15 protein-coding genes are annotated in these 12,949 nt (G+C 67.3%); 8 read left to right on the top strand and 7 right to left on the bottom strand.

The window, feature by feature from the left end; translation table 11 throughout:
* Positions 1 to 56 precede the first annotated feature (56 nt).
* Positions 57 to 518: a hypothetical protein gene (locus AC1RNQ_RS15300; RefSeq protein WP_493172339.1), complete on the top strand. Its 462-nt coding sequence runs from the start codon at positions 57 to 59 to the stop codon at positions 516 to 518.
* Between the two features lie 217 nt (positions 519 to 735).
* Here AC1RNQ_RS15300 and AC1RNQ_RS15305 read toward each other — a convergent pair whose 3' ends face one another.
* Together AC1RNQ_RS15305 and AC1RNQ_RS15310 are read right to left on the bottom strand one after the other, a co-directional pair.
* Positions 736 to 1,761 (bottom strand): adenosine deaminase, encoded by a 1,026-nt coding sequence (locus AC1RNQ_RS15305; RefSeq protein ID WP_493172341.1) that lies wholly within the window; start codon positions 1,759 to 1,761, stop codon positions 736 to 738.
* Complete coding sequence (locus AC1RNQ_RS15310) at positions 1,754 to 2,329, bottom strand: phosphoribosyltransferase (protein WP_493172343.1); 576 nt, start codon at positions 2,327 to 2,329, stop codon at positions 1,754 to 1,756. The genes AC1RNQ_RS15305 and AC1RNQ_RS15310 overlap by 8 nt, the downstream gene beginning before the upstream one ends.
* Positions 2,330 to 2,442: 113 nt before the next feature.
* On the opposite strand from AC1RNQ_RS15310, the gene AC1RNQ_RS15315 reads away from it, so the two are divergent.
* The 3 genes from AC1RNQ_RS15315 to AC1RNQ_RS15325 all read left to right on the top strand — a co-directional run bounded on the left by AC1RNQ_RS15315 (position 2,443) and on the right by AC1RNQ_RS15325 (position 5,143).
* Positions 2,443 to 2,883 carry a DUF983 domain-containing protein gene (locus tag AC1RNQ_RS15315; RefSeq protein ID WP_493172611.1) on the top strand — a complete coding sequence of 147 codons (441 nt, stop codon included), beginning with the start codon at positions 2,443 to 2,445 and terminating at the stop codon, positions 2,881 to 2,883.
* Positions 2,876 to 4,237, top strand: coding sequence for an aminotransferase-like domain-containing protein (locus AC1RNQ_RS15320; protein ID WP_493172345.1), 1,362 nt, complete (start codon positions 2,876 to 2,878; stop codon positions 4,235 to 4,237). The genes AC1RNQ_RS15315 and AC1RNQ_RS15320 overlap by 8 nt, the downstream gene beginning before the upstream one ends.
* Positions 4,238 to 4,630: 393 nt before the next feature.
* Positions 4,631 to 5,143: a GNAT family N-acetyltransferase gene (locus tag AC1RNQ_RS15325; RefSeq protein WP_493172347.1), complete on the top strand. Its 513-nt coding sequence runs from the start codon at positions 4,631 to 4,633 to the stop codon at positions 5,141 to 5,143.
* Here AC1RNQ_RS15325 and AC1RNQ_RS15330 read toward each other — a convergent pair whose 3' ends face one another.
* From AC1RNQ_RS15330 to AC1RNQ_RS15345, 4 genes are all read right to left on the bottom strand, one after another.
* Positions 5,144 to 5,893 (bottom strand): esterase/lipase family protein, encoded by a 750-nt coding sequence (locus AC1RNQ_RS15330; protein ID WP_493172349.1) that lies wholly within the window; start codon positions 5,891 to 5,893, stop codon positions 5,144 to 5,146. It abuts the gene before it with no gap.
* A gap of 125 nt (positions 5,894 to 6,018) precedes the next feature.
* Complete coding sequence (locus AC1RNQ_RS15335; protein ID WP_493172351.1) at positions 6,019 to 7,197, bottom strand: PQQ-dependent sugar dehydrogenase; 1,179 nt, start codon at positions 7,195 to 7,197, stop codon at positions 6,019 to 6,021.
* A gap of 187 nt (positions 7,198 to 7,384) precedes the next feature.
* Complete coding sequence (locus AC1RNQ_RS15340) at positions 7,385 to 8,020, bottom strand: sigma-70 family RNA polymerase sigma factor (protein ID WP_493172353.1); 636 nt, start codon at positions 8,018 to 8,020, stop codon at positions 7,385 to 7,387.
* Positions 8,017 to 8,235, bottom strand: a complete 219-nt coding sequence (locus tag AC1RNQ_RS15345; protein WP_493172355.1) for a hypothetical protein — start codon at positions 8,233 to 8,235, stop codon at positions 8,017 to 8,019. The genes AC1RNQ_RS15340 and AC1RNQ_RS15345 overlap by 4 nt, the downstream gene beginning before the upstream one ends.
* 210 nt (positions 8,236 to 8,445) lie before the next feature.
* On the opposite strand from AC1RNQ_RS15345, the gene AC1RNQ_RS15350 reads away from it, so the two are divergent.
* Positions 8,446 to 8,850: a BLUF domain-containing protein gene (locus AC1RNQ_RS15350; RefSeq protein ID WP_493172357.1), complete on the top strand. Its 405-nt coding sequence runs from the start codon at positions 8,446 to 8,448 to the stop codon at positions 8,848 to 8,850.
* A 109-nt stretch (positions 8,851 to 8,959) separates the two neighbouring features.
* Positions 8,960 to 9,574: a sigma-70 family RNA polymerase sigma factor gene (locus AC1RNQ_RS15355; protein ID WP_493172359.1), complete on the top strand. Its 615-nt coding sequence runs from the start codon at positions 8,960 to 8,962 to the stop codon at positions 9,572 to 9,574.
* An 86-nt stretch (positions 9,575 to 9,660) separates the two neighbouring features.
* Here AC1RNQ_RS15355 and AC1RNQ_RS15360 read toward each other — a convergent pair whose 3' ends face one another.
* Positions 9,661 to 10,449: a response regulator gene (locus AC1RNQ_RS15360; protein WP_493172361.1), complete on the bottom strand. Its 789-nt coding sequence runs from the start codon at positions 10,447 to 10,449 to the stop codon at positions 9,661 to 9,663.
* A 224-nt stretch (positions 10,450 to 10,673) separates the two neighbouring features.
* Here AC1RNQ_RS15360 and AC1RNQ_RS15365 point away from each other — a divergent pair, with 224 nt between their 5' ends.
* Positions 10,674 to 12,173 carry a sensor histidine kinase gene (locus AC1RNQ_RS15365; RefSeq protein ID WP_493172362.1) on the top strand — a complete coding sequence of 500 codons (1,500 nt, stop codon included), beginning with the start codon at positions 10,674 to 10,676 and terminating at the stop codon, positions 12,171 to 12,173.
* A 22-nt stretch (positions 12,174 to 12,195) separates the two neighbouring features.
* Positions 12,196 to 12,933 carry a Crp/Fnr family transcriptional regulator gene (locus AC1RNQ_RS15370; RefSeq protein ID WP_493172363.1) on the top strand — a complete coding sequence of 246 codons (738 nt, stop codon included), beginning with the start codon at positions 12,196 to 12,198 and terminating at the stop codon, positions 12,931 to 12,933.
* The last annotated feature ends 16 nt before the right edge of the window (positions 12,934 to 12,949 follow it).

Below are 12,949 nucleotides of genomic sequence, written 5' to 3' on the forward strand. Positions count from 1 at the left end.
ATCAATTGTTAGGCGCGCGCCGCTAGCCTGAGGGGGCGTAGCGGAAGGGCGCGGCGTTGAAGCACAGACATCCCCTGCCGATCCATCACAGCTGGGCGCTGTACGAAAGCGCGCGCCATTTCGAGCTCGGGCAATTGCTCGATTATGATTCGCTCGATGCCGAACCGCTGATCGCGGCGGCGTCGCCGCGCCTGCAGAATATCGGCCAATGGTCATGCGACCTTGCCGACAACCGGCTCAGCTGGTCGCGCGAAGTCTATGAGATTTTCGGGCTTCCCGACGGCGCGCAAGTGTCGCGCGGCGAGGCGGTGGCGCTCTATGGCGAGCCGTCGCGCGCGGCGATGGAGAAGCTGCGCGCCTATGCGATCCGCCACCGGCGCGGTTTCACCCTCGACGCCGAGATCCGGCCCGCGACAGGCGCGCCGCGCTGGATGCGGCTGATCGCGGCGCCGGTGTGTATCGGCGACGCGGTGGTGAAATTGCAGGGGCTGAAGCTTCTGCTCCCTGAAGCAGAGTGAGCTATTTCGAAATCCTCCCCACTTGTGGGGAGGTGGCAGCGCGAAGCGCTGACGGAGGGGGGTCGCGTCCTCGCGCGGCGCTGCTTCAGGCCGATAGCCCCCTCCACCGCCTTCGGAGTGCTGGGCCGTCCAGTCCCCCGGACTGGACTTGGATTGCCGGGGGCAATCCAACCCCGCACTCCCCCTCCCCACAAGCGGGGAGGATTTGTGCCTCCGCTCAGGCGTAGGCGTCGATCGCGGCGAGGTGCCGCGCTTTGTCGGCGTCGTCCAGGAACGACCCGGTGAAGCTGTTGCGCGCGAGCGTGACGAGGTCGGCGCGCGAGAGCTCAAGCGCGTCGGCGACCGCCTGGTAATTGGCGCCGACATAGCCGCCGAAATAGCTTGGATCGTCGCTGTTCACCGTGGCCTTGAGCCCCGCGTCGAGCATCGTCTTGAGCGGATGCGCCGCGATCTCGTCCACGACGCAGAGCTTGAGGTTCGACAGCGGGCAGACGGTGAGCGTCACCCCCTCGGCGGCGAGCCGCGCGACGAGCGCGGGGTCCTCGAGGCTGCGGTTGCCATGGTCGATGCGCTCGACCTTGAGGAGGTCGAGCGCCTCATGGACATATTCGGGCGGCCCTTCCTCGCCGGCGTGCGCGACGATCTTCAGCCCCAGCCCGCGGGCGCGTGCGAAGACGCGTTCGAACTTCGATGGCGGGTGGCCGACCTCTGAGGAATCGAGCCCCACGCCGTCGATGCGATCGAGCCAGGGCAGGGCCTCGTCGAGCGTCGCCTCCGCCTCGGCTTCGCTGAGGTGGCGGAGGAAGCACATGATCAGTTTCGAGCTGATCCCATGCTGCGCCTGCGCATCGTCGAGCGCGCGCGCGATGCCGGTGATGACGGTTTCGAACGCGACCCCGCGCTCGGTGTGCCCCTGCGGGTCGAAGAAGATTTCGACGTGGCGGACAGCGTCGGCGCGCGCGCGGGCGAGATAGGCGGCGGTGAGGTCGTAGAAGTCCTGCTCGGTAATCAGGACGCCCATGCCCTGATAATAGATGTCGAGGAAATCCTGGAGGTTCGAGAAGGCATAGGCCGCGCGCACCTCATCGACGCTCGCGAAGGGGATCGCGACATTGTTGCGCTGCGCCAGCTCGAACATCAGCTCGGGTTCGAGCGAGCCCTCGATATGCAAATGCAGCTCGGCCTTGGGCAGGCCGGCGATGAAGGCCGCGCGTTCGTCGCGCGATCCAAAAGCCTTAGGCATCGGGCACCTCCCCCTCGCGCAATATGATCGCCGCCTCGGGCTTGTGGCGACGGATTTCCTCTGGGCTCAGACCGTCGATCTCATGCGGGAAGATCAGCCAGCGGTCGGTTTCGTGGATATAATAATCGGGCTTCAGGTCGGTGCGGTTGCGGCGCGGCTTGTACCACACGGTCGCGATGCGGATGTCGCGCGGCATATTGTGGCGGCAGCGCGCCTTCAGCTCGGCGATGAAGGCGCGGATACTGCGCCCGCTGTCGAACACATCGTCGATGATCAGCAGCCGGTCCTCGGGATCGAGCGTGTCGATCAGATAGCCCAGCGCGAACACCTTCACCTCGGGGTCCTGCCGGTCGATGCCGTGGTAGGAGGAAGTGCGGATCGCGATATGGTCGCAATGCTGGCCGTGATAGTCGAGCAGTTCCTGCACCGCGATGCCGACCGGCGCGCCGCCGCGCCAGATTCCGACGAGATGCGTCGGTTTGAAGCCGCTGTCGATCACCTGCATGCCCAGCCGCAGCGAGTCGGCGAGCAGGTGATTCGCATCGATGAAGATTTTCTCGTCGCCCATGGCTCGGACCTAATCGCGCCGCCCGCGCCCCGCAAGCGCGCGGACTCGACATTCGTGCGCATCGATATTATGTATGGTATTGTGTATGGTTTATACACGCTATCATGCAGGGTATGGAAATGACCGAGCTCGAAGGGCGCGACAAATGGCGCTGGATCTACCGGACGGGGCTGCACGGCCATTGCCCGCGCTGCGGCGAGGGCAAGATGTTCCGCCGCTGGCTGAAAGTGTCCGATCGCTGCGAGGTCTGCGGGCTCGATTATGAGTTCGCGGCGCCCGACGACGGGCCGGCCTTTTTCTCGCTCTGCTTCGTCGCCTTTCCGCTGCTCTTCCTCGTCGTGTGGTTCGAGGTCGCGGTGAATCCGCCCTGGTGGGTGCATCTCCTGACCTCGGTGCCGCTGATGATCGTGCCGTGCCTTGCGGTGCTCCACCCGATCAAGGGCTGGCTCGTCGCGTCGCAATATGTGAACAAGGCGCAGGAAGCGGGCACCGGCGCGCTGTGGGCCGAGCTCAACGCCCGGGCGAAGGGAGAGGCGTTGGAGACGGATGCCTGAGCCATGGGTTCCCGACCTGGCGCGGACGACGGGCGCCAAATATCTGGCGATCGCAGATGCGATGCAGGCGGCGGTCGAAAGCGGGCGGCTGCGCGCGGGCGATCGGCTGCTGCCGCAGCGCGACCTTGCCGCGCGGCTCGGTGTCGACCTGACCACGGTGACCAAGGCCTATGACCAGGCGCGCGGGCGCGGGCTGATCGGCGCGCGCGGGCGCGCAGGCAGCTTCATCCTGCCGCAGGACGTAATCGCGGCGGGCCCGCCGCCGCGCGATACCGGGATGAACATGCCCCCCGAGGTTGCGGGCGGGTCGCTGCTCGCGACATGGGAGCGCACCGCGAGCGCTTTGCTGCGCGCCGAGGGCGCCGGCGGGCGGTTGCATTATACCCCCGCGGGCGGGCGCGCCGCCGACCGCGAGGCCGGGGCGGCGCTCTTCGCACGGTTGGGGCTGGGCAGCGAGCCCGACCAGCTGATCGTCGCGGCGGGCGCGCAAAATGCGCTGCACGCGATCGTTTCGGCGACGCTGAAGCCCGGCGATATCGTCGCGTGCGGGGCGCACGTCTATTCGGTCTTCCTCGCGCTCGCGCGGCGCTTCGGCCTCCGTCTCGCGCCGCTCGCCCGCGTTGATGCGGGCAGCCTCGACGCGCTGTGCAGCCGGACGAAGGTCGCCGCGCTGTATCTCGTCCCGACCAACGACAATCCGACCACGCGCACGCTCGATCTCGCTGAACGCGCCGCGCTTGGCGAGACGCTGCGCCGCCACGGCGTGCGGCTGATCGAGGACGACGCCTATGGCCAGCTCCCCGACCGCCCGCTCGCGCCGGTGACCAGCTTCGCCCCCGAGCTCGGTTTCTATGTGGCGAGCGTGTCGAAAATCTTGTCGCCCGCGCTGCGTGTTGCGCATGTGCGTGCGCCGACGGTCCGCGACGCGCTGGCGCTTGCGGCCGAGGTGCACGCCTCGACGGTGATGGCGCCGCCGCTCGACAGTGCGCTGGTGACGCGCTGGATCGAGGACGGCAGTTACGCCCGGCTCGCCGCCGAAACGCGTGCCGAGGCCAAGGCGCGGCAGGCGGTCGCGGCGGCGGTGCTGCCGCCGGGCAGCTATGCCGCGCACGAATGCGGCTATCATCTATGGGTCCCGCTTCCCGCCGCGATCAACCGGGGTCAGGTGGCGGCGACGCTACGTGCCGAGGGCCTGACCGCGATCGCGTCGGACATGTTCGCCGCGGGCGACAGCGAGGTGGCGGCGCTGCGCGTGTCGCTCGGCGGCGCGATCGACCACGCGAGGCTCGCGCGCGGGCTCACCATGCTCGAGATGCAGTTGACGGCAGGCGGGCGCGGGGTCGGGGTGATCTAAATCCTCCCCACTTGTGGGGAGGTGGCAGCGCGAAGCGCTGACGGAGGGCGCGCGCGTCCTTACGCAGCGCCGCTTCGAGCCGATGGCCCCCTCCACCACGCCCTTCGGGCGCGGTCCCCCTCCCCGCGAGCGGGGAGGATTCGGAGGCGTGCAGGCAAGGAAGCGACGTGAAACGCGATCGTCAAGACGCGGGATTGACCGACGGTCGCGGAGCGATTAGCCACACCGGCGATGACCAACGACCGATCCACCCGATTCAAGGCGTATTGGCGCTCCTTTACATAGGAGCGGCATGGCATCACCTGTGACCATCGCCGCCGTGTTCGGACAGGCGAATGGTTATCCCATCTTTCCCCCATCCGGTCACGGCGCGCGCATCCTGGAAGACGCGACATGACCGATAGCTTGCTTGCCCTCTCGACCGACCGGTGCCGTATCGCGCCGCTGCACGCCGACGACGCCGTATCGCTCGCGGCGATCACCGACGAATCGGTGACGACCCAGGTGCATTTCCTGCCCGCGCCCTTCACCGAGGCCGACGCGCGTGCGCTCATCGCCGGCTCCGGCGGCGGCGATGTGTTCCACGCGGTGCGGGGCCGCGCCGACGGGCGGCTGCAGGGCGTGATCGGCGTGCACCGGCGCGACGCGCGCGAGGTCGAGGTCGGATACTGGTTCGCGGCATCGGCGCGCGGGCAGGGGCTCGCGACCGAGGCGGTGAACGCGGTGGTGCGCGAGATCGCGGCGTCGCGGCCGGGCGCGGCGATCGTCGCCGAATGCCATCCCGACAACGAACGTTCGCGCGCGCTGCTGCGGCGCATCGGGTTCCTCGCGACGGGGCAGGCGGGGCGGCGGCCCGGACGGACGCTGATGAAATGGCGTCCGGGATCGGGGATCGACGTATGCTGATCAGCCCGGCTGGCTCACCTCTTCCTGCAGCGCCTTGACGATCGCCGCTACGGACGTTGGCGCATAGGCGAAGCCCATATGGCCGCAGTCGACCTCGACCTGGCGGTCGCTTTCGTGCGGGGCGCCGCGCGCGCTGTTGACCGCGACGACGCCGTCATAGGCCGACCAGAGCGCGAAGGTCGGCATTTCGGGGCGCGGCGCGGGGTGGAAGTCGATCGGCGGATTGTCGACCGGGTGGCGCGCGATCAGATGATAGAGGCGCCACGCGCGGTTGGCGCGGCGGCTGCCCGAAAAGGGCGAGCCGAGGGTCACGACGCGCGCGACCTTGTCCGGATGATGTTTGGCATATTCGCGCGCATAGATGCCGCCGAGGCTCCAGCCGACCAGTGCCGGGGCGTGGCCGGTGCGCTCGATGATCCACTGCACGCGGCCGTCGATGCGCTCGATGATGTCGGGGGTCGCGCCGCGGTTGAAGCCGAGGCCCCAGGCGTAGCAGCGAAAGCCCGCGCGGCGCAGGTCGGCGCGCAGCGCCTTGGTCGCCCAGTCGCCCGACAGGAAGCCGGGGAGCACCATCACCGGCGGATGGTCGCTGTCGGGATTGGGCTCGGGCGGCATCGCGCGGATGCGGCCCCACAAAGCGCGCACGAGCCCCGTCACCTCGCGCCACAGGAGTCCGAGCGACGGTGGCGCGTCGGGATCGGGAATGCGCGCGGGCCATTCGGCGCGCCGGGAGAGGAAGCCGCGGATCATGGGGCCATATAGTCATTGCCGATCGCCGGCGAAAGCCGGGCGAACCATCACCGTAGCCCTGAGCCTGTGGAAGGGCGCCTATCCGAGAAGCGCCCTTCGACAGGCTCAGGGCTACGGTTCGGATTTTACCCTTTCGGAACCAGCTTGAGCAGCTTGCCGCCGCTACCGTCGGTGAGCAGCCAGACCGTGCCGTCCTCGCGCACCTCGACCTCGCGGATGCGCTGGCCGAAGTCCCAGCGGTCGGACTTGTGCAGCGTGTCGTCGTCCACGCTCATGCGGATCAGCCCCTCGCCCGACAGCGCGCCCATCAGCAGGCTGTTCTTCCAGCCGGGATAAAGGTCACCATTATACCAGGCGAGGCCGGCGGGCGAGACCGAGGGATTCCACCACAGCTTCGGCGCGGCGAATTCGGGGCGCGCCGGGTGGTCGGGGATGTCCTTGCCGTCATAATGGTCGCCGTTCGACACGGTCGGATAGCCGTAATTGGCTTTCGCCGCGACGAGGTTGACCTCGTCGCCGCCCTTGGGGCCCATTTCCTGGTTCCACAGCTTGCCGGTGCCGTCGAAGGCGAGCCCCAGAATGTTGCGGTGGCCGAGCGACCAGATCTGCGCGGTGACCCCGCCTTGCGCTGCGAACGGATTGTCGGCGGGCACGCTGCCGTCGGGATTGAGGCGCAAGATCTTGCCGAGATTGGCCTTCATGTCCTGTGCGGGATCGAATTTCTGGCGCTCGCCCGATCCGATGAACAGATATTTGCCGTCGGGCGAAAAGGCGAGGCGGTGCGAGAAATGGCCGCGGCCGCTGACCTTGGGCGACTGGGTCCAGATCGTTTTCAGCCCCTCGATCCGCGGCGAGGCGCCCTGCACCAGCTTCGCCGTGCCGACCACCGCGCCGAAGGTGCCGCCCTCGCCGGGCTCGACCCAGCTCAAGTAAATGGTGCCGCTGCTTGCAAAATCTGGGGCGAGGGTCACGTCGCCGAAACCGCCCTGGCCGCCATAGGCCACCGTCGGCGCGCCCGCGATGTTGAGCGTCGAGCCACCCTCCTGCCACAATTTGAGCTTGCCCGATTTCTCGGTGACCAGCGCTTGCTTGCCGCCGGGGAGGAAGGTCATCGCCCAGGGCTCGTTGAAGTTCGCGACTTCCTGGACGGTGAAGGGCGCCTGCGCCAGCGGGGTCGCGGGCTGGGCGCCATTGGCGTCGATCGCGGCGGTGTCGGCGGGGGCGGCTTCGCTCTGCGTCGCGCCCGACGAGCAGGCGCCGACGAGCATCGCCGCGGCGATGGCGAAATTGGGGAGGGTCTTCATGGATTTGACTCGTTTCGCTGGGGGGATCGAAGGCGCAATCTGGCGTCGCTTTGGCGTAATGTCGAGACCGACCCATCGTCCGTTTGCCCTGAGCTTGTCGAAGGGCCGTTCTTTCTGTCCAACGTCGCCAAAGAAAAGGACGGTGCTTCGACAGGCTCAGCACGAACGGGAAAAGATTAAGGTCGGCCTAGCGGCCCTCGGCGCCGTGGCGCGCGGCGATGGTTTCGACGCTGTCCATGATCGCGTCGATCGCTTCGCTCGCGGGCGCGGCGTCGGCGCGCTTCTGGCTGAAATGGCCGCTGTTCATGATGTCCTCGAGCGCGTGCCGCGCGCGCGACACGCGGCTCTTCATCGTGCCGAGCGCGCAGCCGCAGATGCTCGCCGCTTCCTCGTACGACATGCCGCCGGCGCCGACGAGGATCAGCGCCTCGCGCTGGTCCTGCGGCAATTCCATGAGGCCGCGCTGCAGGTCGGCCATCTCGCCCGATTCCTCCTGGCTCGCGGGCGTCGACAGCGTGCGTTCGACCGCACTCTCGTCATAGTCGCCGACGAATTTGTTGCGGCGCATCTGCGACAGGAAGGTGTTGCGCAGGATGACGAAGGTCCACGCCTTGATCGACGTCCCCGCCTCGAAGCGGTCGCGCGAGGCCCAGGCCTTGACCATCGTGTCCTGCGTCAGATCGTCGGCAAGGTCGGGGTTACCCGACAGGCTGCGGCCATAGGCGCGAAGATGGGGGATGACCCCGGCGAGCAGAGTCTTGAACTCCCGGTCGGAAAGCTGCCCGCCTTCCTCCCGTTGCGAAACGGCATTGGCCTGGGTCATTCGTGTCCGGGCGCTTTCTGGTCGATCTTGAACAGCAGGTCGAGCATATCGTCGGGAAGCGGCTCGGCGACGATATTGCCATAGATGATCTTCAGCTTGGTGCTCACCGGCTCGGGCGCCTGACGACCGGTCAGCGCGCGATGCCATTGGTCACCGCCGGTGCCGGGAAAGCTGCCCCGCGGCAAGCGGCCGCCATTGCTCACCGATCGAGGCATCTCGCTGCCTTTCATCCTATGATCGCCGTGGGTTGCCATGCCCGAGGAACGAAAAAAGAGCCGTCCGGTTCCCCGGCCCGTTGTTTTTTGCGACGGGTCGAGGGGCGACATCCCGTTTTCCGGTCGCTAATCCATGTTAAGCCGCGGTTGCGACGGGGTTGCTAGAAATGCCCAAGACCGCCGCGCGTGGCGGCGGGGGAGGGCGCGAACTTGCTGTCGGTCATTTATGTAAGCGTCGCCGACCCCGGTTTGGCGCTGGACGATATCGCTTCGCTGGTCGCCGATGCGCAGGCGCGCAACGCGCGCGACGCGCTGACCGGCGCGCTGATCTATAACGGCCAGAATTTCATGCAGCTGCTCGAAGGGCCGGTCGTGAAGGTCGAGGCGTGCCTCGCGCGCATTCGCGCCGACCGGCGGCACAACGGGATGATCGAGATCCGCCGGCGGCTGGTGACCGAACGCGAGTTCGCCGCCTTTTCGATGCTGTACAGCCCGTTGTTCCGCGAGCATGACAAGGATCTGTCGCGGCTCGCCGCGCATGGCGCGCTCGATCCGCAGGACGAGCGGCTGATCGCCAATTTTCTCGCGCTCGGCCGGCACGGCGGCGCGGGGTGATCGCGCGGGGAACCCATATGGGTTTGCATCGCCGACCGAACGGGCTAAGCTCCGCAAAGATGATAGTTATCCCGATGGCAGTGCCCCAGCGTCCGGAACGACGCCCGACATGACCAGCGACATCGCCCGGCCGCTCGACGACGCGACCTTCAAGCGCGAACTGGCCGCGATGCTGCCGCACCTGCGCGCCTTCGGCCGCAGCCTGTGCGGCAATGCCGACCTGGCCGACGACCTTGTCCAGGAAACCATGCTGAAAGCGTGGAAGGCGCGCGAACAATATATACCCGGCCCGTCGAGCATGAAGAGCTGGGCCTTCGTCATCCTGCGCAACTGTTTCCTGTCGCAGATGCGGCGCAAGAAGTTCACCGCCGATTATGACGAGCTCGCCGCCGAACGCCTGCTCGTCGCGCCTGACGACCAGGACGACAGCCTGCATCTGGCCGACGTCCAGCGCGGACTGATGCTGCTGCCCGTCGACCAGCGCGAGGCGCTGGTGCTGATCGGCGCGGGGCAGCTGAGCTATGAGGAGGCCGCGGCGATCTGCGGCTGCGCGGTCGGAACGATGAAGAGCCGCGTGTCGCGCGCACGCACCGCGCTGCACGCGATCCTCGAGGGCGGCCAGATGCCGCTGCGCAGCGAGGATATATTGCCCGCGAACGAAGCGTTTCGCAGCATCATGGACGATGTCGACGAACTGACGGCGAACGGCCCGAGCGGGGGATGAATACACCATAGCCCTGAGCCTGTCGAAGGGCGCCTCACCGAGAAGCGCCGTTCGACAGGCTCAGGGCTATGGTTTTCTATTTGCGGTCACGCCGCCAGCTGCGGGGTGAAGAGCAGGCTCTGGCTGATCGCGGCGCGCACCGTGTTTTCGCGGAACGGCTTCGAGATCAGGAAGGTCGGCTCGACGCGGTGGCCGGTGAGCAGCCGTTCGGGGAAGGCGGTGATGAAGATCGCCGGTACCGGCGCGATCGCGAGGATGTCCTGCACCGCGTCGATCCCCGACGAGCCGTCGGCGAGCTGGATGTCGGCGAGCACCAGCCCGGCGTCGCTGTTCGCGAAAGCCGCGACCGCATCCGCGTGGTTGGTCGCAACGCCCGCGACTTCGTGTCCCAGATCGCGGACGATCTGTTCGAGGTCCATCGCGATCAGCGGCTCGTCCTCGATGATCAGCACCGAGGTGCGCGCCTCGCGGTCGAGATCGTCGACCGCTTCGGCGAGCAGCGTTTCGACCGTTGGTTCATCGGCCCCAGTGATCAGCGCGGCTTCCTCGGTCGAAAAGCCCTCGAGCGCGGTGAGCAGCAAAATCTGGCGGCCGAGCGGGGTGAGGCGCGACAGGCGGCGGGTGGCGGCGCGGACGAAGGCGTCCTCGTCGTTGCCTTCGCCATCCTCGATGAAGGCGCTTTCCCAGATGCGGTGGAAGGTGCGGTAGAGGTCGATGCGGATGCCGTCGTCGCTGCGGAACTCCTGCGGCGCCGCGACGATCACCTCGAGCATCGTGTGGACGAAATTGTCGCCATGCTGCTGGCTGCCAGTCAGCGCGCGTGCGTAGCGGCGCAGGAAGGGCAAGTGGCCGCGGATTTCTTCACCCAGACTCATCATATCCTCCCTCTTGGTGTCGGTCATACGCGCCCGCGCGCAGAGCGGTTCCCGCCAAGAGTCGGATTTTGCGCAACTTGTCGGTCCGACGTGCGTAGAAACGGATGGGACGCGAACGGGTTGCGACGGGAAAGGCCGGAATTTCGGCCTTGCCGCCGGCTCGCCATTTGTTTTTGAGGACCTTATATCATGGCAAAGCGACCCGGGGGCAGGACGGCGGCGGGATGACGCTGGAGGACAGGGGGCAGGCATTGGCCGACGGTGGGGACCGGGACCGCGCGCATGACGAAGCGCACAGGCTGCGCACATTGCGCGAATATCGCATATTGGACACCGCGCCCGAACCGGCGTTCGACCGGGTCACAAAGCTCGTCGCCGACCTGTTCGACGCGCCGATCGTGCTGGTGTCGCTGATCGACGATTGCCGGCAATGGTTCAAATCGGCGGTCGGCCTCGACGTAGCGGAGACGCCGCGCGACATCAGTTTCTGCCAGTTCGTCGTCGCCGAGGGCAAGCCGCTGGTGGTCCCCGACGCGTCGGCCGATCCGCGCTTTCGCGACAATCCGCTGGTCACCGGCGCGCCCGACATCCGCTTTTATGCAGGCGTGCCGCTCCATGCCTATAATGGCGTCGTCCTCGGCACCTTGTGCGTGATCGACCGCAAGCCGCGCCCGGCGCCGACGCCCAAGGAAATCGAACGGCTCGAGGATTTCGCAGCGATCATCATGGCCGAGGCGGACCTGCGCCGCACCGTGATCGAGCGCGACGAGGCGCGGCACATGCTCGAACGCGCGATGGATTTCTCGCGCATCGCGACCTGGCAGTTCGATCCGCAGACCGACGCACTGCACTGGCGCGGCGCGGTCGCTGAACTGTGGGGCGCCGATTATGAAACCGCGCTGTCGACCGGCGAAGGTTTTTTCGACCGCCTTTATCCGCCCGACCGCGACGCGGTGCGCGTGACGCTCGACGAGGCGGTCGCGAACGGCACGCCTTATGCGACCGAATATCGCATCGTGCATCCCGAAAAGGGGGTGCGCTGGATGGCGGCGCGCGCCGACTGGGACGTGCGCAGCAACGATGCGGTGCTGACCGGCATCAGCATCGACATCACCGAGCAGAAGAGCCGACAGGAAAATGACGCGGTGCTGATGCGCGAGCTGCACCATCGCATGCGCAACCTGTTCGCGACGGTCGGCGCGATCATTTCGCTGACGCGCCACGCCGCGACCGATGTCGACGATTATGTCGAGCGGATCAGCAGCCGCCTCGACGCGCTCAACCGCGCCCAGAATGTGCTGCTCGGCGCCAATTTCCTGACCGGGTCGATGCACGCGCTGATGCGCGAGGTCGAGGCGGCCTTTCCGCGCATCCACTGGTCGGGTCCCGACCTCGAGCTGCCCGAAAATGCGCTGGTGGCGATGGCGCTGCTGTTCAACGAACTCGCGACCAACGCGGTCAAGCATGGCGCGCTGGCCGGCCGCGAGGGGCAAGTCGATGTCGCATGGACGCAGGACAGCGAAGGCGACGACCGCCGCTTCCGCCTGACCTGGACCGAGAGCGGCGGCGACGCAGCGGTCGCGGCGCCCGAGCGCACCAGCTTTGGCACCTTGCTGATGGAGCGCAGCGTGCGTAACAATCTGGGCGGAACGATCGGGCGGCGGTGGGAGCCGGGCGGTCTGGTCTGCACGATCACGCTTCCCGCGAAGTGGCGCGAGGCATGACGGCGAGGGCGGGGACCGGAACATGACATTGGAAGCGCTGGTCGCGCGCCTGTCCTTCTACAGCGAAATCGGCGAAGCGGAGCGGGCGAAGCTGCTCGCGCTCGGCAGCAAGGTGCGCAGCTTTGCCGCGGGGCAGGAAATCGTCAGCGCGGGCGAACCGATGGATGCCGTGCTGGCGATGCGCGAGGGCTGGGCGGCGCGCTTCAAGGCGCTCGAGGACGGGCGGCGCCAGATCCTCAACATCCTGCTCCCCGGCGACATCTTCGACCTGCAGGTGCTCGTCGCGGCGGAGGCCGACCATGGCGTCGTTGCGCTGACCGGGGGATCGGCCTATGCGATCGCGCCGGGCGCGGTGCGGGACCTGCTCGCGGGGTCCGGGTCGCTGACCATGGCCTTCTGGTGGACGCAGGTGCAGGAAGAAGCCTTTCTGCGCGAACAGATCGTCCGCAACGGGCGCCAGAGCGCGCAAGAACGGATCGGCCATCTGCTGCTCGAACTCCACCGCCGCGCGCAGATCGTCAATCTCGCGGGCGAGGACACGCTGCGTCTGCCGATGACGCAGACGCAGATCGCCGACACGCTTGGGCTGACCCCGATCCACACCAACCGCGTGCTGCGGCGGCTGGTGCGCGAGGGTTATATCGAAACGAACCGCCAGTGGATCCGTTTCCTCGACGCGGATGCGCTGGCCGCGATGTGCGATTTCGACCCGAGCTATTTTCACCTCGACGCCTTCCGGATGCGGCTGGGGCGGGGGTGATCTTTGCATTAACCCG

It is taken from the genome of Sphingopyxis sp. GW821-FHT12F08 (assembly GCF_058806755.1).